Origin of the sequence: Streptococcus pseudopneumoniae (genome assembly GCF_001072315.1) — a bacterium.
Taxonomy (GTDB): domain Bacteria; phylum Bacillota; class Bacilli; order Lactobacillales; family Streptococcaceae; genus Streptococcus; species Streptococcus pseudopneumoniae_R.
The window spans coordinates 1-25,211 of sequence record NZ_JVLI01000101.1 but is presented as its reverse complement, the minus strand read 5'-3'; the positions used below and the strand labels follow the sequence as shown (position 1 = coordinate 25,211).

Genomic DNA, 25,211 nt, shown 5'->3' with positions numbered 1-25,211 from the left:
TGCATTATCTATTTGTAAAATCCGTTTCATCTGCTTTCCTTTTCAATAAGAGAGTTGCTGCTTGATTAAAACCATCACACCAGTTATACCATTTTACTTCATACTCATCTTGAGGTAAGATATGATTTTTTAAATCCAGAACAGAGTAAATTTTTCTTTCTTCGCAAGCTTGCGCATAGAGATGATATAGCTCATCCCCACCATCTCTATCCCACTCAGCAGAAATCGTATCCCTACCTGCCAATAAAGCCTGATAAGCCCTGTGATGCCCATCTGTAATCAACAAGCAATCTCCAAAGGCAAGAATACTGATTGGATCGACTTGGTTTGTTTCTGCCGACTGGTAAAGCATCTGAATATCTTGCAACTTCTTTTCTGATAAATATAGTTGAGTCGGATGAAGATCTGCTATACTGACTTTCATTTCTTTCTCCTCAAAGGAATTTGATACTCACTTCTGCTTACCTTTAAATCGCCATTGGAAGCGGAGCTTATCATAGAAAGGAAATTCGATAAACAAGACTCCCATCCACAAAAGAGACAATAGTTCATACTACTATTACTCTATTTTCATTGCTCTCACAATCGCTAAGGCAGTCAACACAAAAATAAAAAGTGGAATCACTGTGGTTTTTAGGTTTGTAGCACTCGCTAATGCAACGATGAGCATACTAAGAATTCCTGGTACAACAACATTAAACACTCCAAGCACTGACTGTATGGTTCCCATAACTTCCTCTGGAACCATCGAAAATACAAGGTTGAAAATCCGAGGTCCCATCATTCCTACAGCAACTGCGCATAAGAAGACAACTGCCAATAAAAGGAGAAACTGATTGGTCAACCAAGAAAAGAGAATACAGAGATGCATAATTTCTTCAAAGTAAGCAATCATTTTTATGGGAATATTTTTTAAGATACTTCCGCTCAGAAAACTTCCCACAATCGTTCCTGAAAAAATAACCACGGACAAGACTGCAATGGATTGCCCAGTGTCAAGGAAGATAAATGGATGATGGATCAACATCAAGGTCGTTAAAGGGGTAATAATACTTAAAATCACTTGGTTCATAGCTGCAATGAATATTAATTTGATGATTGCTGGAAAACTTGACAATATCTTCATTGAATGGAGGAAATGCTCTCCAAAAGATTTTGCGGTTAATCTTTTACCAACCTCCATCTGTCCCTCAATATCTCTCAAAGAAGTACGAATAAGCACCACACCCAACAGTGCAAAAAGAAAGGTCAAAGCATTCAAACCTACAAACATCTGAAGACTGATAACCCCAATCAAAACTCCACCTATAAGGTTGCTGAGAATATTAACTACACCAGCAGTTGCCTGTCTAAACCCCATAGCATCTGTCATATCATCTCCGATAATCCTCACATACAAAGGAGAAATCATAGCACCCGCAAAATAACTCATGGTATCTGATAAAAGATTGATTCCGCAAATAAGGAGAACCATCCCCATAGAGAAGTTCTTATCCGCTACAAACAGTGTCAATAGAGTATAAAGCAGAAACTTACTTGCCAATATAGCAATATATTTTGCGACACGATTTTTTTGAAAATCGGCAATAACACCTGTGAACAACTGAGAAATCTGTGGCAAAGTCTCCGAAACTGTTATACAAAGAACAGCTAATGAAGCAAATTTATATCCCGATACATACGAAATAAAGGAAATATAAAACAGCGTATCCCCAAATGACGAAACCCATTGATTAATCAGCAACATTCGATAACTTTTATTAGTCAAAAAAGTATTCATTGAATCGCCTCCTTCTTCAGTTCAAAAGGAAATTGAAATTCTAACAGTGCCCAATATATTCCCAAAGTTCCAATACCAAAATCAAAATAATCGTAATTTCGATTCTCACTTTGAAAAACAAGAAGTTCATCATACTTTCTAAAAGACTTAGTAAGAAGCAACTGAACTATATCATTCTTATCTTTATCTCCAAATACATACGCATAAGTTTGTAACAGACTAGCAATGCCATGGCAATAACATGTTTCCATACTCAGGTGGTGGTTAAGAATCACCACTCTAGCCTCCGAAATTAACTTAGAGTATTTTAGAGGTTCGACCAAACAAAGATATAGAATCAACCCTGATAGTCCATCACACCAAGATAGCTCTAAATTATTGTAACTATTTTTATTTTTCAAAATTTCTTGTGATAATATTTTTGCAATTTCTTCTGTAAAAATACTTATTATGGAATCAAATTTCTTACTATCAAATAAAATTTTATATTCATTCAAAACATATGCTATTCCTGCTTTTCCATGAGCAAAACTATAATCAAACAAGGAATTATATTGTGAAAAATCCTGACCGATTTCCTCTTGAAGTTCAGAAATTGCAGTATGGATAAATTCTTCAAGATAGGCGGTTCCTTCCAACTCATAATACCTCATAAGAGATAGCAAAACACCTGCTTTTCCTAAAACAAAATCCTGTTCGCTAATATCATTATAACCTAACAATATTTCACTTACTAGAGTAGTAGCTTTATTTTTATAAAAAATATCACCTGTTCTTTCAAACAATAATATTAAAGCCCATAAAAATCCTGACGCACCAAAATACAATGAATTTTGATACAGATAACTCTTGCTATCTCTTGTTATTTCTATCTTTTGAACCCATTGCTTAACTAACTTCAGTTCAGAAGACGATAAACATTGAGTAACAAATATTATATAACCAGACAGTCCGTGCTGAAAAGATATCGGGTTAACAAATTCTCCAAATTCATTTGAAGGTAAAAGACGACCTGTGCTATCAATATTTTGGGATAAAATAAAATGTGCTATTTTCTCAGATTCCTTTTTAAAATCATAACAACTAACATTAAAATCCACCTCTGACATATCAATATTCAAAATTTCAATTTCATTAATTTTCTTTATTATATTAGTAGATTCTTTCGCTTCACTTAAATTCAACAGATAAATCAACCAGTAATACACACTCTCTGATATATATTCCATATTTTTAGCGATTCGTAACGCTTGTTTTATTTTATCAATACAACTAATATCGTACAGATTGTCTCCCGGCGAAAAAGCTAATGTTCTACCAACCAAAATAGCAAAACTAGTCATGGCTACAGCAAAATAATCTTGATTAATCGAACTCTCAGATAGGTCATTATCTGGATTTACCATAAAAGGGGTTTTTACATATCGTCGTACATCTTTTATCAGAGATACATTCTCTAAATCTATTAAAAATATAGAACCATCTTCTCTATAAATAAAATTTGTAGGCGATAAGTCTACAATCTTATATCCTAAACTATGAATAGAATTAACAATTGATATTAAATTATCTATTAATTTTAATTTTGTTCTATAAGAAAACCTTTCTTCCCCAATTAAATCAAAATAACTATATCCTTCAATAAAACTTTGAACAACAAAATAGTCTCCATCAACTTCAAACTCATCTATAAAGTTTGCCGTATAAAGCTGAGAATCTAATATCTTCAACATATTAGCTTCATTTTTTATCTCAGCGATAGCAAAATGCTTCCCCTCAACATCGTTGCTGACAAAAGGGCGCACTTGTTTCACAATAACTTTTTCCCCAGTATCTTTCTTTTTAGCTCTATATACATTCCCTCTGTTAGATTTTTTTAATATTATTTCAAATTTATAGTTATTTATTAAATGATTCTCAGGTATTCTCCCTATCTCTCCAAATAACTCCTGTTTCTCTTCTGGAGTAAAAAGATCCTCCTTCCAATCAGGTATCACAGGAAAATTTTTACGAACATCTTCTACCCAATTCCCCTCCTCGTTTTTCAACAAATAAATAATTTTGTGATTTTTTTCGTCATATTCTTGTATTTTTTTAAATGAACCAAATCTATAGTGCAGCGGTGAATGTTTTCCACATTGAAAATCAGACAATATTCTTGGAGAAAAATATATAGCAAGTTTCTCACGTAACGCTAATATTATTTCACGAGCTTGCTTATCATTTGCAGGATAAATTGTCATAAATTTATTGGCTATAGGTGACGTTTCTCGTGGAGAGTTAATCTTTTTTAAACTTTCAATATCCTTAACAACTTTAAATGAACATTCAATTTCGCGTAAAAAAGATGCTACTAGTGTAAAGATACTAACCGCATCTTTCATTTGTGAACTTATGTGAATTTTCCATCCCGAATCTGATAAATTCTTATTATAGCCAAAATAAACCCAGTCAGAAGAAACATACTTAACTTTAGAATCAAATTGTTGTATTGAATTCTCAAGAACATCCATTAATTACTCCTCGTATATAAAGAAAGAGAAGTAGACTAACCCACCTCTCCTATATAATTAAACTATCTTAAACTTTCGTAAATAATCTACAATTGATTAAATACATGAAAGCGCCTATTAAACTTGAACTTCTTAAAAATGAACTGTCAAACTATAAAGAATTATGAAATATTTTATATGCAGACATCAACATTTCAATAAGAAGAGGTTCTAAAAGCATTTAAGACTAACCGACTGTAACCGAGCATGTAAAGTCGCATAATCTTTCAACTTGCGTAGGAAGAGGTGCAACTGGTAACATCTCAAGATTTGACAATGTTTCCATGGTAATTCTCCTAATTTTATTTAGAATTCTTTTTCCGGAAAGGAAAATTCTATAAAGCCTTTATAAATATAGTTAAAGAGTTTTTTAGATAAATCTCACAAGCAAAACTTCAACATCCAGATAAATGAAGTCTCAATACACTAATACAACACTTAAGGACTAAATCCTCCATCAGAATCTGATTTATTTTTGAAAGTAAAACTCAATTCTGTTTATGAAGCGATATGTTGGATATCTTTAAAGTGAAATTCCATATGCTGGTCCTGGATCAACTCCTCTAGTTGTTACAGATAAAGAGCCACTTAACACATTAAATAGAAATAGAAGCAATAAAGCAATTAATATACATAGCTTGACAACTTGAAATCTTTTCATCTTCTAAACCTCCTTAACTATTGACGATATTCTAACACATCAATTTTAGTTTGTCAATAATTTTTATGTAGATTTCTTATTTTTTTTGAAATATGAATTTAAGTTATCTAAAAATACAAATCTTTTTCTTAATCTTCACTTTCCAATAATTTCATTTCCTTCTCAATTTCCATCATCATTCTCTGGTTCTCTTCGTGCTTGTAAAGCTGATAAGATACTTGATAAAAACCTAGTATCCTATCCTTTTCAGCAAATCCCACACTTATATTTCCCAATAAACAATACAAATCTGCTAATCGATAACTACTATTATATCTTTTACAAATAGCTATTGTTTCTGTAATCTCTTCTATAGCTTCAGATGTTTGTTCATTCAACCACAAATATCTACAATAGTTATATCGGAATTTAATCATCAATTCTAATTGTTCCAAATGATGAACAGATAATGACTGGATATTCTCTTTTAAAAGTTGATAGAGCTCCTGATATGTGTCTTCCTGCCCCATATCAAAATAAAAATTAGCCAAGGTATTTCCCAGCTGTAGATAGTAAAAATCAGATTTTTTCAGAGACAACAGTATTTTTTCCAATTTCGCAACTGCCTCTGTTTGATGATTCAGATAATGGAATTGAACTAATGTATCAATCCAGTCTAAATAAATCTGATCTTTAGCAGATAAACGAGCACGTTTAGATTTTTCTAGTTCATAGATGTAATGGAGAGATTCATATTCCCTCTCATCCAAAAACTTCTTAGATAGTTCTTTAAACTTATCAATATTTTCCAAGCTAGAAACCTCAGTCTCTTCAAAGAAATAATTCATGCTCACCTTCAATCGCTTAGATAGCTGAAAGAGTAATTCTGACCCGGGTGAGTATTTACCTTGCTCCATACGGCTAATCTGTCCTTGCTCACAAATCCCCTTAGCCAATTCCTTTTGAGATAATTTTAATTCCTTTCTCTTGTTTTTTAAGCGTGTCGCTAGTAACATGTCCACACTTTATTCCTCCTTGCTTTATTTATTAAAGTACATCAAGTTTCAAAAACATGTTTAAAATATATATTTTATATCCTTATCTTTGTATAATTTTTTATCTTTTTCATCACTTCTGCTTACCTTTAAATCGCCATTGGAAGCGAAGTTTATCATAGAAGGGAAACTCGATAAACAGGACTCCCAAGCCTACACAGAGACTGGCAAGAACATCTGATGGGTAATGAACTCCCAGATAGACCCTTGATACCAGCACACTGACTAGGTAGAGGCCAAGAATAATTTGCACGATTTTTCTCCAGACTGGATCTTTAATCCGTTGACTAAGAATGACAATCAGAGATCCGACCATCAAGGTTACAGCCAGAGAATGCCCACTCGGGAAGGAAAATCCCTTCTCCTCAACTAGATGTAAGATAGCCGGCCGAGGGCGCTGATAGATGTTTTTAAAGGTCACAATTAAAAGACCTGCCAAAGCCAGATTTCCCAGCATGAAGAAACTTTCTATCTTCCATCGCTTACGATAAAAGACAAAAGCTGTAATGACAACCCAAGTGATAATCACTGGGATATCAATCAAGCGTGTGATGGCCCTGAAAAGAATAGTCAAGTAATCTGGCAAGTCTCCTCGAACGGCCGTCTGAATCGGTTGATCAAAATTTACCAACGTTTCAGGGTAAAATTTGACCATATAGCCAAGAATAACGAAAAGTAAAAGGGCAAAACTGCCCTTCATTAAAAATGTTTGTTTATCTCTCATAATGTTTTAAGGTTGGTTTCAAAAGAACATACAACAACCAGAATGAAACGGAAAAGATTACACCCTCAATCAAGTTAAAAGGCAACACCATAGTCATTAGGTAGTTGGAAAGTCCCAAAATTTTACCAATATCAAAGTTAGCAAACTTAGCGTACAAAGGAACAGCGTAAACATAGTTGAGAACCAACATAGCCACGGTCAAGCCAATAGTTCCAGCTAGAGAGCCTAGTAGGAAACGAAGGGTTGTCCGTTCCTTTTTCCAAATCAAAGCAAACACGATGACAAAAACTCCCAAAGCTACGATATTCATCGGCAAACCAATGTAAGTATTCACTCCCTGACTGTTAAGAAGCAATTTCAAGAGTGAGCGAAGCAAGAGAACTCCTAGAGCAGCAGGCAAATCCATGACCACCAGACCCACAAGGACTGGCAAGATACTAAATTCGATCTTGAGGAAAGATGCCGCTGGTAAAAGCGGAAAGTCAAAGTACATCAGCACAAATGAGATGGCTGATAAAATTGCAATGGTCGAAAGTCGACGTGTGTTTGTCATAACAGGTTCCTCCAATTTTCTATAAAATCAGAAGAAGTTAGAAAGGATTCCTCTATCTATTCTCACTTTTTATATCCCAAAAGTTCCCTCTCACTCTATTAAGGAAATTCAAGCAAGCGGTTACAATTCGGCTATAAATCTATCAGAACAGACAAAGCTATTCTTTCGTCTTCTCCCATCCAGACTATACTGTCGGTTGTGGAATCTCACCACATCAGCTTGCGCTCGCGGACTTATTTGGCTAAGATATTTTAGATTTATCTAGGCGTCGCAGTCGAAGATAATACTTAAAGTATATCGAGACAAGACAACGACGAGAAAGCTAAAATAGATAGTCAAATTTACCGCCGGTCGGGAATTTCACCCTGCCCTGAAGACTCTTTTATCATAACAAAAAACGCTTGCAAGCGCAAGCATTTTGTTCATTTTCATTTTCATTTTTTATTTCAATTTATCTGCTTCATAGGTATGAACGAGCTCAAGACCTGCAAAGTTCTGCTGGCGGAGAGCCTCATAGACAATCATGCAGACGGTATTAGACACATTGAGACTGCGGACATGTTCATCATTCATGGGAATACGGAGAGCTTTCTCAGGATGTTCTCGCATAAAGTTCTCAGGCAAGCCCTTGTCTTCACGTCCAAATAGAAAATAATGGTCTTCGTTAGTCGATAAATCCACATCAGAATACACTTTCTCAGCAAATTTTGAGATCAGATAGAGTTTGCCCTTCATCTGAGACATGAAATCCTCCAAACTCTCGTAAAAATAAATCTCTAGTTTATCCCAATAATCCAATCCAGCTCGCTTCATCTTGCGGTCGTCAATAGGAAAGCCCATTGGCTTGATGATGTGGAGGGGAGAATTGGTCGCAGCGCAAGTACGCGCGATATTGCCTGTATTTTGTGGAATTTGAGGTTCAAATAATACAATGTGATTTGTCATGACTTGCTTCCTTTTACCATTGCAAAAAAATAGCCACACTGCCCGGAGTCAAGCTCAGCAAACAGCGTGGTTAAGGCATCGTTAACTTACCTCACAACAGGTTTGAAGTAAATCAGCGAAACTACTTTCTTAGTATAACACTTTCAGAATCATTGTCAATAGAAACGACTTGATTTTTTCAATTTTTTCAAGCTATTTCCAAGGGTTGTAAAATCGTCCCTGATTCTGCAAGATAAGTAGTAAACTAGCTACTAAAAACAAGGTTGCCAAGAGCAAGGTAATATAGTCTCCTTTTTTCAAGGCCTGATAACTATACCAAGTGCGTTTTTTCTCTTTCCCAAAGCGTCGAAGCTCCATGGCGGTCGCGATGGTATCAATGCGTTCTAGCGAACTAAAAATCAAGGGAGTGATAATGCGCAGATTGCCTTTGATTCGTTGCATAAGAGAAGCTTTCTTGGATAATTCCATCCCACGCGCTTCCTGAGACATCTTGATGGTAAAGAATTCTTCCTGCAAATCTGGAATATAGCGCAAGGTCAGACTGACAGAATAGGCAATCTTGTAAGGCACACCAATTTGATTAAGGCTAGAAGCAAACTGACTAGGATGAGTGGTCATTAAAAAAATAATCGCTAAAGGAATGGTACAAAGGTACTTAATGGCCAGATTTAGCAGATAAAAGAGCTCTTGACTGGTCAGAGTGTAGGCACCGATTCCCTGCCAAATCACACTTCTCTCTCCGTAAAGTCCAACCCCATACTCGGGAGAAAAGAGATAGACCATCAAAACGTTTAAAACGGCAAATACCGTCGCAAAAACGGCTACAAAGGAAACATCTTTAAAGCGGATTTCTGACAAATAGAGGAGAAAAACCGAAAAGATGGCAATCAGAACAAGTAGTCTAGTATCATAGCTAATCATGGCCGCCAATGATACAAGGATGAAAAAGAGGAGTTTACCAGCTCCTGACAAGCGATGAATCACAGTATCTCTATGCTGGTAACCAATTAGTTTAGCTTGCATCCTTCTCTCCTTTCTTTATAAAATGCCGTTAAAGCAAGTGGATCCACGTCGAGTTTCTTTGCCAAGTTGAAGATAGAAGTTTCTTTTAGATTGGCTTTTACTAACAGCTCAGGATTGCTCAACAGACTAGCTGGATCAGTATCGGCAATCAATTCCCCGTCCACCATAACAAGGGCTCGGTCTGAATAATCCAGCATCAATTGCATATCATGCGTAATCATGACAATGGTATGCCCTTTTTGATGCAGCTCTTCGAGAAAGTCCATAATTTCAGTATAGTTCTTCTGGTCTTGACCTGCTGTTGGCTCATCTAAGAGGATAATTTCAGCCCCCAAGACCAAAATCGAAGCAATGGTCACACGTTTTTTCTGACCAAATGACAGGGCAGAAATGGGCCAATTACGGAATTCATAGAGACCACAGATTTTCAAAGTTTCATAGACTCTCGTTTCAATTTCCTGATCGTCCACACCTCGCAAACGAAGTCCCAGAGCCACCTCATCAAAAATCATATTGCTTGAAATCATTTGATTAGGATTTTGCAGCACATAGCCTAGTCGTTCCGCTCGCTCTGCAACAGAATCTCCTTTTATATCCTGTCCTTCCCAAAGATAGCAGCCTTCCGTCTGAATAAAGCTACTTAAGGCCTTGGCTAGAGTTGACTTTCCTGCTCCATTTTTCCCGACAATGGCAATCTTTTCGCCCTTTTTAATATCCAGATAAATGGATTTTAAAATCGGTCTATCATCATAAGAAAAAGACACGTCCTCTAATCTAAAGAGTGACTGCAATTCTGGGGTCCCTTTTGCCAATTCATTCTGTAGCTGAACCTGACCTTTTGAGATAGACAAGTTGTCCAAATTGGCTAATTGTTCTTCTTTAGCTAAATCCACACCCAATTGACGGAGAGTGGTTAGATAAAGGGGTTCTCGGATTCCATTTTGTGTCAATAAATCAGTCGAAAGTAGCTGGTCAGGGCTCCCATTAAAGAGGATACGACCATCGTTTATCAAGACAATCCGATCCACAGGACGATGCAGAACGTCTTCCAAACGGTGCTCAATAATAAGGGTCGTCGTCCCCTCTTCCTTATGAATCTGATCAATCAATTCGATAATATCCTGACCTGACTTGGGATCCAGATTGGCGAGTGGCTCATCAAACAAAAGAATCGGACTCTCATCAATCAAGACACCAGCCAGACTGACTCGCTGCTTTTGTCCACCAGACAAATCCTGAGGTCGCTGAGTTAGTAAAGGGAGAAGGTCCAACTTTTCAGCCCATCTATGAACACGATTTTTCATCTCATCTAGAGCTGTCACATCATTTTCCAGAGCAAAAGCCAAGTCTTCTGCCACGGATAAACCGATAAACTGCCCATCTGTATCCTGCAAAACCGTGCTAACCAGATGAGATTTATCATAGATGCTCATATCAAAGGCTGCTTGCCCCTTGATTAAAAATTCTCCAGACGTTTGACCCTTGTAAATATTGGGAATAATCCCATTCAAACACTGACCCAAGGTAGATTTACCTGACCCAGATGGTCCAACAATTAAAACTTTCTCTCCCTTATAAATAGTCAAGTCTATCCCTTGCAAGGTCGGTTCTTGTTGTGTTTCATACCGGAAAGAGAAATCCTTCCACTCAATTATAGCTTCTTTCATCTTACTCTCTTCATTCGCTTCTTCTACTCAATGAAAATCAAAGAGCAAACCAGGAAGCTAGCCGTAGGTTGCTCAAAACACTGTTTTGAGGTTGCAGATAGAGCTGACGCGGTTTGAAGAGATTTTCATAGAGTATTAGACTTCTATTTTATCATAAATTTCCCCCTTCTTGCAGTCTCTTCTCTTAAAATCTTAGCGCCAAAAAATTCCTATCCTAGCTTACTTGCCTAACTAATCTATAAACATCGAAAAAGACTGGTTGCCCAGCCTTCCCCATCATTTTATACTCAATGAAAATCAAAGAGCAAACCAGAAAGCTAGCCACAAGTTGCTCAAAACACTGTTTTGAGGTTGCAGATAGAGCTGACGCGGTTTAAATTAGATTTTCGCAGAGTATTAGACTTCTATTTTATCATAAATCAAGCCCTTCTTGCAGTCTCTTTTCTTAAAAACTTAGCTCCAAAAAGAGTCCTATCATATCTTGCTTGCCTAACTAGTCTATAAACATCGAAAAAGACCGGTTGCCCAGCCTTTTCCCTTATGTTAGTCCTTTTTCAAACTTCCTGCACGAGTTTGAGTTCCTGCATAGGCAAGCAAGAGAAGAGTTCCTGCAATAGCTACAGATACACTATTAGCAATTCCCGCAACAATTCCTTGTGCAAATACTTTTTCTGCCGCTTCTTGATAAATCACAACATCTCCAAGTGGTGCCAAGACACCCCAAACAAGGGCATTTGCAAGTAGTTGAATGAGGTTAAAAATAAGAATATCTTTCCAGTCAAAGACACCATTGATCACTCGAACGTACTTTCTAAAAAGTCCCACAACTAGACCAAAGAGTCCGCTAGCGATAATCCAAGTCCACCACAGACCATATCCAGCAAGAGAGTCCTTGATTGCATGACCAATCAACCCGACAAGCAAACCGATAATCGGTCCAAAAATAATAGAAAGTAGCGCTTGTACCGCATACTGAAGCTGGATGCTTGTATTTGGAACAGGGGTCGGAATGTTGATCATCCCGATGACGACAAAGAGGGCAGCGCCAATTCCGACAGCAACAACTTGTTTAATTGTAAATTTAATTTCCATACTATTCTCCTATTTTATCCTTCTATTTTCTTTATTTCAATGGTCCAAGATGAACCGACACCTACATTATAGGCCTTGGCAAAGGAACCTTGGTTGATAGCCAAACCTAAACGATAGAGAGAGTTGATGTAAAGGATGGGTTGCCCAATTCTCACATCTGCAAATGATTTGCCATAGACAACCTGATTTTGATAGACCAGCATATCAGCATGATAGATGGTCACTTCAAAACGATCACCAAATTCTGGTTCCAGCTTGTAAAATTCTTCCCGTGTGATAGAGGTCCAAAGCGAACCGAAACGCACATCCAGAATATCAATGGCTCCCTTCACCAGATGATCTTCAATGATGGTCTCTACGACTGGAAGCTCCACAATCTGATCCACACTGAGCTCTGGCCCCACTTCCTCAAAAGTAATGTGACCACTGGCTAATTTAGCACCAGTATAAGCATAAACATCACGACCGTGGAAGGTATAAGAATGCTCTGTGTTTTGACGTCTATTAGCCACCTCAGAAATTTCACGAATGGCTACAATACCAACGTGTTTCTTGATAAAGGAAAGTGTCCCATTATCTGGCGTGACAATGTATTGATTTTTTGCAGTCTTGGCAACCACACTCTTACGATTCGAGCCGACACCTGGATCAACAACCGATACAAAAGTAGTTCCCTCAGGCCAGTAATCCACCGTCTGAAAGAGACGGTAACTCCCCTCAAAAATATTATAAGGCGTGATATCGTGCGTCAAATGATGAATTTTTAAGGTTGGAGACTCTTCTAAAGCCACTCCAATCATAGCCGATACCGCACCATCTACCAAACCAAAGTCTGATTGTAATACCAGTAAATTATTATTCATTTTGTCTCCCCGTATGTCCTTTATCATACCATATTTTCTAGAAAGTAGCTAATAGCTATTTCAATTGGTTAGGGTATAGTTTTACCTTATAGCAAATTTCCTACTAAAAACTCTGATGATTAGCTAGTAGGTGCATTTTTTCTTGAAAAAAGGTATGATAGTTACATAATGAAGAAGTAGGTTTTATTATGAAAATTATCCTTGTCGGAGGGGGAAAAGTTGGTTCTGCCCTCTGTCGCTCCTTGGTTGCAGAAAAGCACGATGTTTTGCTGATTGAGCAAGACGAAGCTGTTCTCAATCATATTGTCAGTCGCTTTGATATCATGGGTATCCTTGGTAACGGGGCTGATTTTACCATCCTTGAGCAAGCCAGTGTCCAAGATTGTGATATCTTTATCGCCCTGACTGAGTACGATGAAGTGAACATGATTGCGGCAGTTCTAGCTAAGAAAATGGGGGCTAAAGAAACCATCGTTCGAGTTCGAAATCCTGAATACTCTAACTCTTATTTCAAAGAAAAGAATATTCTCGGCTTTTCTCTTATCGTTAACCCTGAGCTCTTGGCTGCCCGCGCTATCGCCAACATCATTGACTTTCCCAACGCTCTATCTGTCGAACGCTTTGCTGGTGGACGCGTTAGCCTCATGGAATTTGTCGTCAAATCCACTAGCGGTCTTTGCCAAATGCCCATTTCTGATTTTCGGAAAAAATTTGGCAACGTCATTGTCTGCGCCATAGAGAGGGATCATCAAATTATCATCCCAAGTGGTGATATGACCATACATGATAAAGATAGAATCTTTGTCACTGGTAACCGTGTTGATATGATGCTCTTCCATAATTATTTCAAATCTCGTGCTGTGAAGAGCCTTCTCATCGTTGGAGCAGGTAGAATTGCCTATTATCTACTAGGTATTCTCAAAGACAGTCGTATCGATACCAAAGTCATCGAGATTAACTCTGAAAGGGCACGTTTCTTTAGTGAGAAATTCCCTAATCTCTACATCGTTCAAGGAGATGGTACCGCAAAAGATATTCTGCTAGAAGAAAGTGCTCAAAACTATGATGCCGTTGCAACCCTAACAGGGGTCGATGAGGAAAATCTAATTACCTCTATGTTCCTTGACAGCGTAGGTGTACAGAAAAATATCACTAAGGTCAATCGTACCAATCTCCTCGAGATTATCAATGCACCTGATTTTTCAAGTATCATCACACCTAAAAGTATTGCTGTTGATACAATCATGCACTTTATTCGTGGTCGTGTTAATGCCCAGTATTCAGACCTTCAAGCCATGCACCATCTAGCAAATGGTCAAATCGAAACCCTCCAATTCCATATCAAGGAAGCCAATAAAATGACTGCCAAACCTCTTTCTCAACTGAAACTAAAAAAAGGGGTTCTTATTGCAGCCATCATTCGAAAAGGAAAGACTATTTTCCCTACTGGAGAGGATATGCTGGAAATTGGAGATAAGCTCCTAGTAATAACTTTATTACCAAACATCACCAAGATTTATGACTTAATTGCGAGGTAAGAAATGAATAAAAGTATGATTCGTTACCTCCTTTCAAAGTTACTTTTGATTGAAGCTGTTCTCCTTTTGGTTCCTGTGGCTATCGCTGTCTATTACCGTGAATCGAGCCAAGTCTTTACAGCCCTCTTTACAACGATTGGGATTCTCGTATTACTAGGCGGTTCAGGAATTTTACAAAAGCCAAAAAATCAACGGATTTATGCCAAGGAGGGAGTCTTGATTGTGGCCCTCTGTTGGATCCTTTGGTCTTTCTTTGGTGGTCTCCCCTTTGTCTTTTCTGGACAAATCCCTAGCGTTATAGATGCCTTTTTTGAAATCAGTTCTGGCTTTACAACTACTGGAGCAAGTATCTTGAACGACATTTCGGTTCTCAGCCGTTCCCTCCTCTTCTGGCGAAGTTTTACCCACTTGATTGGAGGGATGGGAGTGCTCGTTTTCGCACTGGCTATTATGGATAATACCAAGAATAGCCACCTAGAGGTAATGAAGGCTGAGGTTCCTGGTCCTGTTTTTGGTAAAGTTGTATCCAAACTAAAAAACACTGCCCAGATTCTCTATCTCCTTTATCTAGCTCTCTTCTCCCTCTTTGTCATCATCTATTATCTAGCTGGCATGCCCCTATTTGATAGTTTTGTCATTGCCATGGGAACAGCAGGTACAGGAGGTTTTACAGTCTATAACGATGGAATTGCCCACTATGGTAGCTCACTGATTACCTATCTGGTTAGTATCGGCGTTCTGGTTTTTGGGGTAAATTTCAACCTTTACTACTACCTCATGCTCCGTCGCGTCAAGGCCTTCTTTGGAGATGAAGAACTTCGAGCTTACTTGGTCATTGTTCTGGTTTCTACAGGCTTGATTAGCCTCAATACCCTCTACCTCTACCCAGGGTTTTCAAAGAGCTTTGAAATGGCCTTCTTCCAGGTTTCCAACATCATTACAACAACTGGTTTTGGATATGGAGATATTACCAACTGGCCCCTCTTCTCCCAGTTTATCCTCCTCTTCCTCATGGTAATCGGTGGTTCTGCTGGATCAACTGCAGGTGGACTCAAGATTATTCGAGGCCTCATCCTTTCAAAAATTGCCAAAAATCAAATTTTGTCAATCCTATCGCCCCACCGTGTTTTGACCCTCCATGTTAATAAAACGGTGATTGACAAAGATACCCAGCATAAGATTCTCAAGTACTTTGTCATCTATTCTATGATTTTACTAGTACTTATCTTTATTGTCAGCCTAGATAGCAATGATTTCCTGGTCGTTACCAGCGCTGTCTTTAGCTGTTTCAATAACATCGGGCCTATTCTAGGAACCACTTCTAGCTTCGCAATCTTTAGTCCTATCTCAAAAATTCTCCTCTCCTTTGCAATGATTGCAGGTCGATTGGAGATTTACCCAATCCTACTTCTCTTTATGAAGAGAACTTGGTCTAAGAGATAAAATACAAAATCCCTCTTTTTACAATTGTGAAAGAGGGATTTTTATATTAAAAAGGGGGAACGTTTTTAAATCCAAGCCTGTCTGTAAGCAAAGTCCTTACTCAAATAAAAGATTAAAAAACTTACTACACAGCTTGGTAATGCTCCAATACAAATTGTAAGGCTTTACTTGGATTCTTTGTTAAATGAATATATTCCATTCCTCTGGTAGCAACTATCTGAATACCTAATCTTTCTGCATCCACCTTCATCTCTCTATAATAACTCCGAACTTGTGGAGCCAGAATGATCAAATCATAAACACCCATAATATCATAATGAGCTCCGTACGCTCCTGAATTCGCAATCACTCTAACCTCTGTTAATTGAGCCCCCTCGTTAATTGCATTGGCTAATTGCGCGCTTGTTCCAGACCCTGCACAAAGAACCAGTACTTTCAACTCCTTACTTTTTATTTCATCTAACTCACCAGGCATTATTTCACTTGTATCCTCCTCTAAAATAATATCATTTGAGTTTGCAACATCTTCTTTCATCAGTAACTGTCTATCATACGCTCTACAGAATGGCAAATAAATCAATATGTCGACAACTAAAATCAAAGATAAAAATACAAAGGAGATAGGTTGAAAATTCGTTCCAATTAACAATCCCAAGGGACCAGGAAAGGCCCAAGGTAACTGGATATAAAATCCATTCATTCCAAAGAAATCAATAAAGACCTTTCCTAGAAATACATTCACTGGTGGAGTCATCAAAAAAGGAACAAAAAGATAGGGATTCAAAATAACAGGCATACCAAATAGAAGAGGTTCATTTACCGCAAATAAAACAGGAGTAATTGTAGCTTTACCTACCGATTTTAATTGTTTAGACCGCATAAAGAAAATCAAAATAAATGGTACAACAAAGGTAGCCCCCGTTCCTCCGATAGCAGCGATATAATTTCCGAAATTAGGCGTTAAAGAATGATAAGGAAACTGCCCATTTGCAAGAAGTTGAGCATTCTCTTCCATATTGCTAAGTTGTAAAGCTGTAACAGCAGGCAAAACAATAGATGGACCATGAATCCCAACAAACCAAAGCAAAGCACACATAAACCAAATCAACATCATAGCGGGATATGATTCTGCCCCCTTAAAAATAGGGGTCAATAGTTGTTGAAATACTTGGGCAAAAGGAACATCTAAACTAAACCGAGATACAATATCTAACAAACCACTAATAAGTAAAACAAAAGAAAAAGGAAAAATATCTCTAAAAGCTTGTGATATAGCCCCTGGAACTTCCTTAGGTAAATGAATAGTAATGTCTCGCTTAATACAGAATCGGTAAACATTTACAGTAATAAAGGCACTGACAAACGAAGTTATCAATCCTTGAGATCCTAAATAGTTTGTCGACAAACTTGTAGATCCCGTCTTCTCATCAACTACAAGCGTTACAGTTAATACCAGATAACTACATATGGTTGCCAACATTGCAGAAGTATCATTTATTACCTTTCCGTGAGGCATTTTTCTATTAACATTTCCAGCCAATGACTTTGCAACTGTCCCTGAAACAATAACACCCAAAACTCCCATGGTTAGCATATACACTTTCCTCATCCAGGCAATAGCTGGACTCGGTAACTCTACTCCGAAATTTTTAGGAATCATAATAATAATCATCAAAAAGCTTGAAAACATAATTAAAGGCATAGTAGCAATGAATCCATCTTTAATAGCCATCATATAATTATTAGTAGAAATTTTTTCAAATTTCCCTTGTTGCTTTTCAATGGCAGCGACTAGCTTATCCATAAAACTCCTCCTATAAAAAATTCAACCTCATATTTAAAACATATTAAACATCAGTCAAATCGCTAACCTTAATTCCGTTTTAGCCCTTTTACCCAAAGAGCACTTTTCTTAATATATCTCTTCTGTGTTTCATAATCAACAAAGAAAAGACCATATCGCTTATTGTAGCCATTCACCCAAGAAAATTGATCTTGCAAAGACCATATAAAATAGCCTTGAATATTGACTCCCCTACCTCGAGCCTCTAAAACCTTGTGTAAATGTTGCTCAATATAACGGATTCTCTTACTGTCATCAATAATATCATTCTCGCCCTCTGGCTTAACCTCTTTAAGGGCTGTACCATTTTCAGTTAAATAAATGACCGGATGTTGAGGATATTCTTCTTTGATACGAAGCAACATATCAAATAAGCCTTGAGGATAAATATTCCAATCCCAATCTGTTGTCGGAATACCAGGCTTTTTTACAAATTCACCTAGAGCATTTAATTTAAAAGAGGACTGTCCTTTTATTCCTGTTGAATTAAATTCTTGTCTATTTTCACCTTCGTATTTACGAATAAATTCTGAACGATAATAATTCATCCCAAACATCGTATTAAGAGGTGCAGCTCTTTTCATAATTTCTAAATCACCATCTTCAATAATAAAGCTAGAATGATTAGCTTCCAATATTTGATTTAAGTGAAAAAGCGTGTCATCACTGTAGTACCCTAAAAAAGTTCCATCTAATAGAAATTTATTATTATAAATATCATACCGTTTAGCTGCTAAAATATTTTCTTTTTGCCCATCAATAGGATAGCCTGGCTTTAGAGCATGAATACAACCCACTTTTCCCTCAATCCCTAATTGATGAAATTCGAGTACTGCACGAGCATGCGCCAACAACATATTATGATTCGCTTGAATTGCTTCAGATAATTGAAAATGGTGATTTGGAGGAAACTGACCTCCTATATATTGACCTGCAGCAAGAGACATCAGTTCATTGATTGTAAACCAATGTTTGACTTCTGTAAATTCTTGGAAACAAAAGCGAGCATATCGTATGAAACGATCAATATTCTCTCTATTCAACCAATCTCCTGTTTCTAACATTTTCTGAGGCGAATCAAAATGATGTAAAGAAACAAACGGAATCACATTATGTTTTAAGCAGGACTGAAATACTCTATGGTAATACTGAACAGCCAATATATTAGGCTCCCCATCTATATCAGGAAATATGCGAACCCAAGAAATAGATAAGCGCAAAGCCTGTAAACCATGTTCTGCCGCCAAGGCTATATCTTCTTCGTAACGATGATAAAAATCACTAGCTGGATCTGGTAAGAACGGACTATTTTCTTGCAAATAAACATCCCACATATTTATTCCTTTGCCATCTACCCTAGTTGCACCCTCTACTTGGTAAGCAGCGGTGGCTGCTCCTAATAAAAACTCTTTTGGTAGGGCATTAACCTGTAAATTTTCCATGACTAATCCTCATTGCAAACCAATATGTTCTTCAATCTTTCGAATTCGTTCATATTCATCAATAAAAAACTTTACCTGATCATACAACAGCATCGTTGTCATCAAAGTATCTTGACCATGAATCATAATAAAACTCACTTCAAAATTATCTCCAGATGCCTCCTCCGCTAATAAATTAGTCTGTTCTCGATGGGCAGACACTATCGAATCGTTTGCAGACTCAACTAATTCTCTTGCCTGTTCAAAATATCCATCTCTCGCAAATGCTAAAGCATCCATCAAATCTGACCTTGCATCTCCTGCGTAAGCAACAATTGTAAAACCAAGCATATTTATTTCTTCTTTTGATTTCATCCTTCTCCCTCCTCAATCTTGATCCATATTTTACACAACATTATTAAAATGACTTCGCTACGATACAAATAGAAAGACAACCCTAAATATCTTAAAAATCCTGAAATTTCATAATATTTAGGGTTAATCTTGTCTGAATACCCTAGTTTATTTCCTATACTTATGATTTATAGGCGGAAACCAGCGTAGTTTTTTGCTACTTCAATTACACGATAAACATCCAAATTAGATTGGAATAGCAGTTCGTGCCCACGGATATAATTCAACACATTTCTCCATTCATCTTGAGCTTGCCTTGTTTTTCCGGTTGCTTGAAGATATAAAGCCTTCGCCATCTTAACAACATATTCACGATGATAACTGAGCTGTTTCCATTCATCCTTTTGACTATTTAATGACTTAGAAATATTTTCCTCAATAATTGGTAAAAAATTATCAGCTAGATTGTAAGCTATATAATAATGATTCGCTAAAACATCATTTTGACGGCTGCCAATTGCATTAAAATAGTCACAAGAGGAATAAATGGATAATTTTTCTAAATATTCAACAACAGACTGCCAATTTTCCCCATACAAAGCAGAAAAGTATTCTTCAATCAATTCCTCATAACTTCTTGTCTTCTTCCAGAGCATTTGCCCCATGACATAATTAGGAAAATTATGAGGGAATCCGGCACGTAATTCTTGACATGAAATGTACCCGTTCAAATGTAGGTTTGAAAGATAAGATACATCTCTGTAAATAGTTTGACTAATTTTCATATAGCCTAAATCGCCATAATGAGCACGCCCTAAAGGATAGTCATATACGAAACTATCTCCTTTAAATGTTTTTTGCCACTCAAAAAGATAAGATAAATTTCCTTCAAGAGAATTCGGAAGTATAATTTTATTACGCATATAAGGTTTAGGCGTAGGTATGGAATTGTCAAAATCTACATCTGCATAACTCATTTCAAATGTTCTTGTAATCGGTGCAAACATCATGGTAAAGCGTTCAGGATTATCTAATTTTTCTTTCTGAGGAGCCCATAACAACTCATGGTAAAGCAGAAAACAAATCTTTGTATCTAATCCCTCACTCGTTAAAGCCCTATCCAATTGATTGAGAATACGAATATACTGATCCGAAACCAATTCTTGTCTACAGTTTTCGCATTCACAAATATTATTACGAGCATCCGACAACCATACATGTAAGTAGTTAACATCAGGTCTTTTCTTGGCATAATCCTTGATAATTTCTACCATCTTATCAGCTACATCTGGATTTGAAAAATCCAGGCTGGTTAAAATCGGAGCCGTATTAAACAATTCTCGTTTCCCGTTTATTTCAGCGACATAGGGTTTCTTCTCCTCTGAAATACTAAGACCTGATTCCCAGCCAAATTTTGAAGAATAACCTAAAACCTCACCTGTCCATCCATGACCAACACGATGATGAATAAGACCTCTTTTTTGCAATTCTTTATCCAACCTATCACTCAATTCTTGCACTAATTCATTTGAGAATTTTTCTTTATTTAGATATGGATTAAATTCATGTTCATACCAACGTTTCAAAAAAGAGTAAGGATTTTCAAACTGGATGAAAAAACTGTTCATCCCAATCTTAGGTAGCCAATCAATGAAATCTAGTATATTTTCAAATGAATCTGCTCCCTCTATACATACTCCCCTATGATAGTAACTGGCTGTTTCATCTATAGATAGCTCTTTATCTAAAAAATCTTCAAATCTTAACTCTGGAATAAAGTCATGTCCGCGCCCTGGTCTAGTATACACAACACCAAATTCATGAAACATTCGGTAAATTCCAATAAGTAAACCTACAATTGTATTGGACTCAATTCTCCCCTTCCCCTTGTCTAATGAGATAAGAACATGGTCTTTTCTATCCTCTTTATTGACTAATCCTACAAAAATATCCGCTTCCTTCTCCTCGACAAGTTCTATGTCAGTCTTAAAGACCCGATTCATATAGTAACTTAATTCCTCTAAGGCAAAGCTAGAATTAGCATTTTTCTGCTGATCAAATACTCTGATAACCATCTTATTCCCCTCCAACAGTAGCTTTTTCTTTTTCAAGATTGCGTTTATCTGCAATTTTGAAGAATGGATAATAAATTGCCACAGAAACCAAAATTAAAACAACTTGTAATACAGCTCCTTGCCAACTAGCCCCTGTCGCAAGGAATCCTCCTATGATCGGTGGCATTGTCCACGGAAGGATTACACCTGTTGTATAAGGTACTAATCCTACAGCCATTGATACATAGGTAATTAAGGCATTGATTGTAGGAGTAGCAATAAACGGAATCAGCATAATAGGATTTAAAACCGTTGGAAACGTAAATAGAATAGCTGTATTGATATTAAAGATAGACGGTATAATAGCTAGCTTACCTAATGTTTTATTCGCACGACTCTTACTAAATAGGAAGAGACAAATCGCAAGACCAATAGTCGCTCCACCGCCACCAATAAATACAAATAAATCTTTAAACGGTAATGTAATAATGTGTTGTAGGGTTTGTCCTGCAGCCACAGCTTCTTGGTTTTCTGTAGTAAATTGTAACCAAACTGGATCTACAAAAGCATTTAAAACTTGTCCCCCGTTAACTCCACAGAACCAAAAGAATGAGTTTACAATAACACATAAAATCATACCTGGAAGTGTTCCTGCAATTAACTTAAGCGGTGTTCCAACGATTGCACCTAGGAGTCCGTTGAGACCTCCTGCAACTCCTGCCGCTTCCAGACCTTTTAAGACCAAAGCCCACAAAACAAAAGTAGTAAAACCAGGTAAAAGAGCTGAAAATGATTTACTGACCACATCTGGAACACCACTTGGCATTTTTATCGTAATTCCGCGCTGGATAAACATACGATAAATCTCTGCTGTAACCAATCCAATGGTAATCGCCATAAACAAAGAAGATGCATTCAGGCTAGAAAATGGTATTGCGCCGCCAAATAACTGCTTGACCTGCTCCCCATTTTTATCATAAACCATACTTGAAAAACGAGGTGCCATCAATACAAAACTGGATAAGGCTATGATCCCTGCCGACGGACCATCTGTACCATATCCTTCCGACAACCTGTAGGCAATACCGAAACAAGCGACCAAGGAGATAATCGCTACTGTTGACTGATTCATAGTTGTCAAGATACTTAGCAATCCAACACTATTCAGCCAACTTGTAAAAGCCTCTTGAGGCCAACTGATTAGAATAAGAAATAAAGAGCCGACTAAAATCAAAGGCATTGCCATCATAAATCCTTCACGAATAGCTTTCAAATGCCGTTGGTTGCCAACTTTTTCACCAAACGGAGCGACTTTTGTTTCTAAAAACGCTAAAATATTGTTCATCACCGGAACTCATTTTTTTATTTTTTATAAATTAAATATACCACTAACAGAAAGCGTTGTCAATATATTTTTTGCTGTTTTTACAATATTTTTTTCTTTGTATAGAATAATAATTTTAATTGATTTTTTCTTATGTTTAATATAAAATAAACCAAAGGAGGAAACAAATGATTACAAAACAATCAGCCTTTTTACAAAATAGAGCCACTATACTGGAGTTTCTATATCGAAATCCAGCAACATCCCGTACAGATATTGTTAATGAAACAGGACTTACTCCAGCAACAACGACTAACATCATAAAAGAACTAAGTGAACAGGCTCTCATATACGAAACCGGTGATGAATTTAGCGAGTTTTCCGGATCTGGAAGACGTAGAAAAACTATTTCTATTACAGATAATATCCCATCTGTTGTTGGAGGTATTGAAATAAACGTCTTAGGTATCTTTCTCAGTCTATGTGACTTACAAGGGAAAACTCTTTTCGAGACAGAAATTTTGAATGAAGATTATCCTATTTCAGAAATCAATTCCACCATTACCAATATGATAAAAACAGCTATAGAGTACGTCCCTTTGGAGACAAAATTACTTGGATTTGGCTTATCGATACCTGGACATTATAACAAAGACTCCGGAAGCATCATTACAAACAACCCCATATGGGAATCGTTTAATTTATTAAATGTAATTAAAAATTTCAATTTTCCTTTTATTGTAAAAAATAATATCGATTGTATGGCTATAGGACAATACCTTTTTAATCCACACAATACCCCCGATAACTTTATTTTCCTACACGCTGGATTAGGTATTTACACTTCCTTTTTCACAAAAGAAAAAATAGGAGCCTCTAAAAATCCTTATATAGGAGAAATTGGACACACCATTGTCGAATTGAATGGGCAATATTGTGAATGCGGAAAGAAAGGTTGTTTACAAACATATATTTCGAATGCTTGGTTAATCAAACATGCTCAATTATTATTTAAAAATTCTCAACTAACTGTACTAAAAAGCCTTGTAAAGACTGAAAAAGACATTCATTTAGATACCCTTTTAACAGCTTACAACTTAGGCGACTCTGCTTTACGCCAACAAATTGATAAAGGAGTCAATTTATTGGCCACTTCTATTGCAAATCTTCTCCTCATCAATCCTGCTGATAAAATCTATATCAACAGTCAATTGCTTAATTATCAACCTTTCACTCATGAAGTCAGGGATAAAATCCAAGATCAGCTCCACTTCGTTCCCTTTACTCGTAATATAGAAATTGAAATTTTACCTTACAACAAACATCGTGGAAGTATAGGAGCTTGTGCATTAGCTATCGTCGCTTTTTTCATAGAGCATAGCAATGTATTACAAGATATTATTTCACCTTAATATATATTAGAAATCTATAGACCTGTTTAAATCAACTATAATCTGTAGTAAATATCTCGTATTTAAACAATATGAAAACAAGACGACTTCCATATAGGAAACCACCTTCTCGCTATGTTGAGTGATTTATATTAAAATAACTTTTCTTCTAGCTGCATTTCCTTATTGTAAAAACATTCATCATAACCCCCAGAACTTAAACAACGATTTTTATTCAAGATACATACTCATATAATAAATTTTATAAAAATTTCCGCTTTTTGTGCTTACAATTCTCCTTTATTAAATGTTGTTTAGCATATCTACACCATACTATTTTTACATCTATTGTTTAGCGCATATTATGTAGCACCACATAGTACTAAAGTCTCTCTCAAAAACGGTTATGTCTCTTTGAATAGGACGTTCTCACAAGAAAAGCATCTCCACGTTTCAACTTCATATGACTCAAAAACAATCAATTGATGATAAAACCTGTACCTAGATGTTTCGGTTCACAAAATGATGAAACTGTAAAAGTCGATGAAATTGATATTGGTAGTCAAATCAAGAAGCATTATAACTCTAAAAAGTCACAATATAGTATATTGAAATTGATATAGTAGACTGTGGTTTCTAAAACATTGTTATAAGCTAGTTTAAATTCCCTAATCAATTTGTACATTTTTATTTCATTTCACTATAGATGAGCTCATCTTCTGAAAAATATCATTCTAATTGCTGGAGTGCCTACATGAAAAGGAAAGTTAATACTCAATGAAAATCAAAGAGCAAACTAGGAAACTAGCCTCAGGTTGCTCAAAACACCGTTTCGAGGTTGTAGATGAGACTGACGAAGTCAGCTCAAAACATCGTTTTGAGGTTATAGATGAAACTGACGAAGTCAGCTCAAAACATCGTTTTGAGGTTGTAGATGAAACTGACGAAG

General features: G+C 36.7%; 20 protein-coding genes, 1 pseudogene and 1 riboswitch. Of the genes and pseudogenes, 3 read left to right on the top strand and 18 right to left on the bottom strand.

Translation table 11 applies throughout. The features are described 5' to 3' along the window. Positions 1 to 4: 4 nt before the first annotated feature. From ADH54_RS05345 to ADH54_RS05295, 13 genes and pseudogenes are all read right to left on the bottom strand, one after another. The gene (locus tag ADH54_RS05345; RefSeq protein ID WP_000868604.1) at positions 5 to 424 is read right to left on the bottom strand and encodes a hypothetical protein; all 420 of its coding nucleotides are present in this window, start codon (positions 422 to 424) and stop codon (positions 5 to 7) included. Between the two features lie 27 nt (positions 425 to 451). Next, positions 452 to 529 (bottom strand): annotated as a pseudogene (locus ADH54_RS11850) (phosphatase PAP2 family protein); the annotation flags it as partial. A gap of 30 nt (positions 530 to 559) precedes the next feature. Continuing rightward, positions 560 to 1,780 carry an MFS transporter gene (locus ADH54_RS05340; protein WP_001091364.1) on the bottom strand — a complete coding sequence of 407 codons (1,221 nt, stop codon included), beginning with the start codon at positions 1,778 to 1,780 and terminating at the stop codon, positions 560 to 562. Then, positions 1,777 to 4,293, bottom strand: coding sequence for a lanthionine synthetase LanC family protein (locus tag ADH54_RS10840; RefSeq protein WP_000382763.1), 2,517 nt, complete (start codon positions 4,291 to 4,293; stop codon positions 1,777 to 1,779). The genes ADH54_RS05340 and ADH54_RS10840 overlap by 4 nt, the downstream gene beginning before the upstream one ends. Before the next feature lie 562 nt (positions 4,294 to 4,855). Beyond that, positions 4,856 to 4,993, bottom strand: coding sequence for a hypothetical protein (locus tag ADH54_RS12055; protein WP_160313022.1), 138 nt, complete (start codon positions 4,991 to 4,993; stop codon positions 4,856 to 4,858). A 128-nt stretch (positions 4,994 to 5,121) separates the two neighbouring features. Beyond that, entirely contained in the window at positions 5,122 to 5,994 is an 873-nt protein-coding gene (locus tag ADH54_RS05330; RefSeq protein ID WP_004237388.1) for a helix-turn-helix domain-containing protein, read from the bottom strand. A gap of 106 nt (positions 5,995 to 6,100) precedes the next feature. Then, positions 6,101 to 6,751 carry a phosphatase PAP2 family protein gene (locus ADH54_RS05325; protein ID WP_049521071.1) on the bottom strand — a complete coding sequence of 217 codons (651 nt, stop codon included), beginning with the start codon at positions 6,749 to 6,751 and terminating at the stop codon, positions 6,101 to 6,103. Continuing rightward, positions 6,741 to 7,304: an ECF transporter S component gene (locus ADH54_RS05320; RefSeq protein ID WP_000185834.1), complete on the bottom strand. Its 564-nt coding sequence runs from the start codon at positions 7,302 to 7,304 to the stop codon at positions 6,741 to 6,743. Before ADH54_RS05320 ends, ADH54_RS05325 begins: the two co-directional genes overlap by 11 nt. 163 nt (positions 7,305 to 7,467) lie before the next feature. Further along, positions 7,468 to 7,686, bottom strand: a riboswitch (FMN riboswitch). Between the two features lie 59 nt (positions 7,687 to 7,745). Continuing rightward, positions 7,746 to 8,249 carry a tRNA (cytidine(34)-2'-O)-methyltransferase gene (locus ADH54_RS05315; protein WP_049524314.1) on the bottom strand — a complete coding sequence of 168 codons (504 nt, stop codon included), beginning with the start codon at positions 8,247 to 8,249 and terminating at the stop codon, positions 7,746 to 7,748. 192 nt (positions 8,250 to 8,441) lie between these two features. Continuing rightward, positions 8,442 to 9,272, bottom strand: a complete 831-nt coding sequence (locus tag ADH54_RS05310; RefSeq protein WP_049524313.1) for an energy-coupling factor transporter transmembrane component T family protein — start codon at positions 9,270 to 9,272, stop codon at positions 8,442 to 8,444. Next, positions 9,257 to 10,939, bottom strand: coding sequence for an ABC transporter ATP-binding protein (locus tag ADH54_RS05305; protein ID WP_049524312.1), 1,683 nt, complete (start codon positions 10,937 to 10,939; stop codon positions 9,257 to 9,259). Before ADH54_RS05305 ends, ADH54_RS05310 begins: the two co-directional genes overlap by 16 nt. A 543-nt stretch (positions 10,940 to 11,482) precedes the next feature. Further along, positions 11,483 to 12,031: an ECF-type riboflavin transporter substrate-binding protein gene (locus ADH54_RS05300; RefSeq protein ID WP_049524311.1), complete on the bottom strand. Its 549-nt coding sequence runs from the start codon at positions 12,029 to 12,031 to the stop codon at positions 11,483 to 11,485. Positions 12,032 to 12,045: 14 nt separating this feature from the next. Continuing rightward, positions 12,046 to 12,894, bottom strand: a complete 849-nt coding sequence (locus ADH54_RS05295; RefSeq protein ID WP_049524310.1) for an SAM hydrolase/SAM-dependent halogenase family protein — start codon at positions 12,892 to 12,894, stop codon at positions 12,046 to 12,048. 188 nt (positions 12,895 to 13,082) lie between these two features. Between ADH54_RS05295 and trkA the strand changes: the two genes are divergently transcribed. Next, on the top strand, positions 13,083 to 14,432 hold the full coding sequence (gene trkA / locus ADH54_RS05290; RefSeq protein ID WP_049524309.1) for a Trk system potassium transporter TrkA: 1,350 nt from the start codon (positions 13,083 to 13,085) through the stop codon (positions 14,430 to 14,432). A gap of 3 nt (positions 14,433 to 14,435) precedes the next feature. Then, on the top strand, positions 14,436 to 15,875 hold the full coding sequence (locus ADH54_RS05285) for a TrkH family potassium uptake protein (RefSeq protein WP_049524308.1): 1,440 nt from the start codon (positions 14,436 to 14,438) through the stop codon (positions 15,873 to 15,875). A gap of 124 nt (positions 15,876 to 15,999) precedes the next feature. Here the strand turns inward: ADH54_RS05285 and ADH54_RS05280 are convergent, their stop codons facing one another. The 5 genes from ADH54_RS05280 to ADH54_RS05260 form a co-directional block, all read right to left on the bottom strand. Next, positions 16,000 to 17,679 carry a PTS lactose transporter subunit IIBC gene (locus ADH54_RS05280; protein WP_049524307.1) on the bottom strand — a complete coding sequence of 560 codons (1,680 nt, stop codon included), beginning with the start codon at positions 17,677 to 17,679 and terminating at the stop codon, positions 16,000 to 16,002. Positions 17,680 to 17,747: 68 nt separating this feature from the next. After that, a complete protein-coding gene (gene lacG, locus ADH54_RS05275) occupies positions 17,748 to 19,160 on the bottom strand; it encodes a 6-phospho-beta-galactosidase (protein ID WP_049524306.1) in 1,413 nt (470 codons plus the stop codon). A 9-nt stretch (positions 19,161 to 19,169) separates the two neighbouring features. Then, positions 19,170 to 19,514 (bottom strand): PTS lactose/cellobiose transporter subunit IIA, encoded by a 345-nt coding sequence (locus tag ADH54_RS05270; RefSeq protein WP_000836780.1) that lies wholly within the window; start codon positions 19,512 to 19,514, stop codon positions 19,170 to 19,172. Between the two features lie 167 nt (positions 19,515 to 19,681). After that, entirely contained in the window at positions 19,682 to 21,568 is a 1,887-nt protein-coding gene (locus ADH54_RS05265; RefSeq protein WP_049524305.1) for a DUF4838 domain-containing protein, read from the bottom strand. Position 21,569: 1 nt separating this feature from the next. Beyond that, complete coding sequence (locus ADH54_RS05260; protein WP_049524304.1) at positions 21,570 to 22,892, bottom strand: PTS sugar transporter subunit IIC; 1,323 nt, start codon at positions 22,890 to 22,892, stop codon at positions 21,570 to 21,572. Positions 22,893 to 23,059: 167 nt separating this feature from the next. Here ADH54_RS05260 and ADH54_RS05255 point away from each other — a divergent pair, with 167 nt between their 5' ends. Then, entirely contained in the window at positions 23,060 to 24,283 is a 1,224-nt protein-coding gene (locus ADH54_RS05255) for an ROK family transcriptional regulator (RefSeq protein WP_049524303.1), read from the top strand. The last annotated feature ends 928 nt before the right edge of the window (positions 24,284 to 25,211 follow it).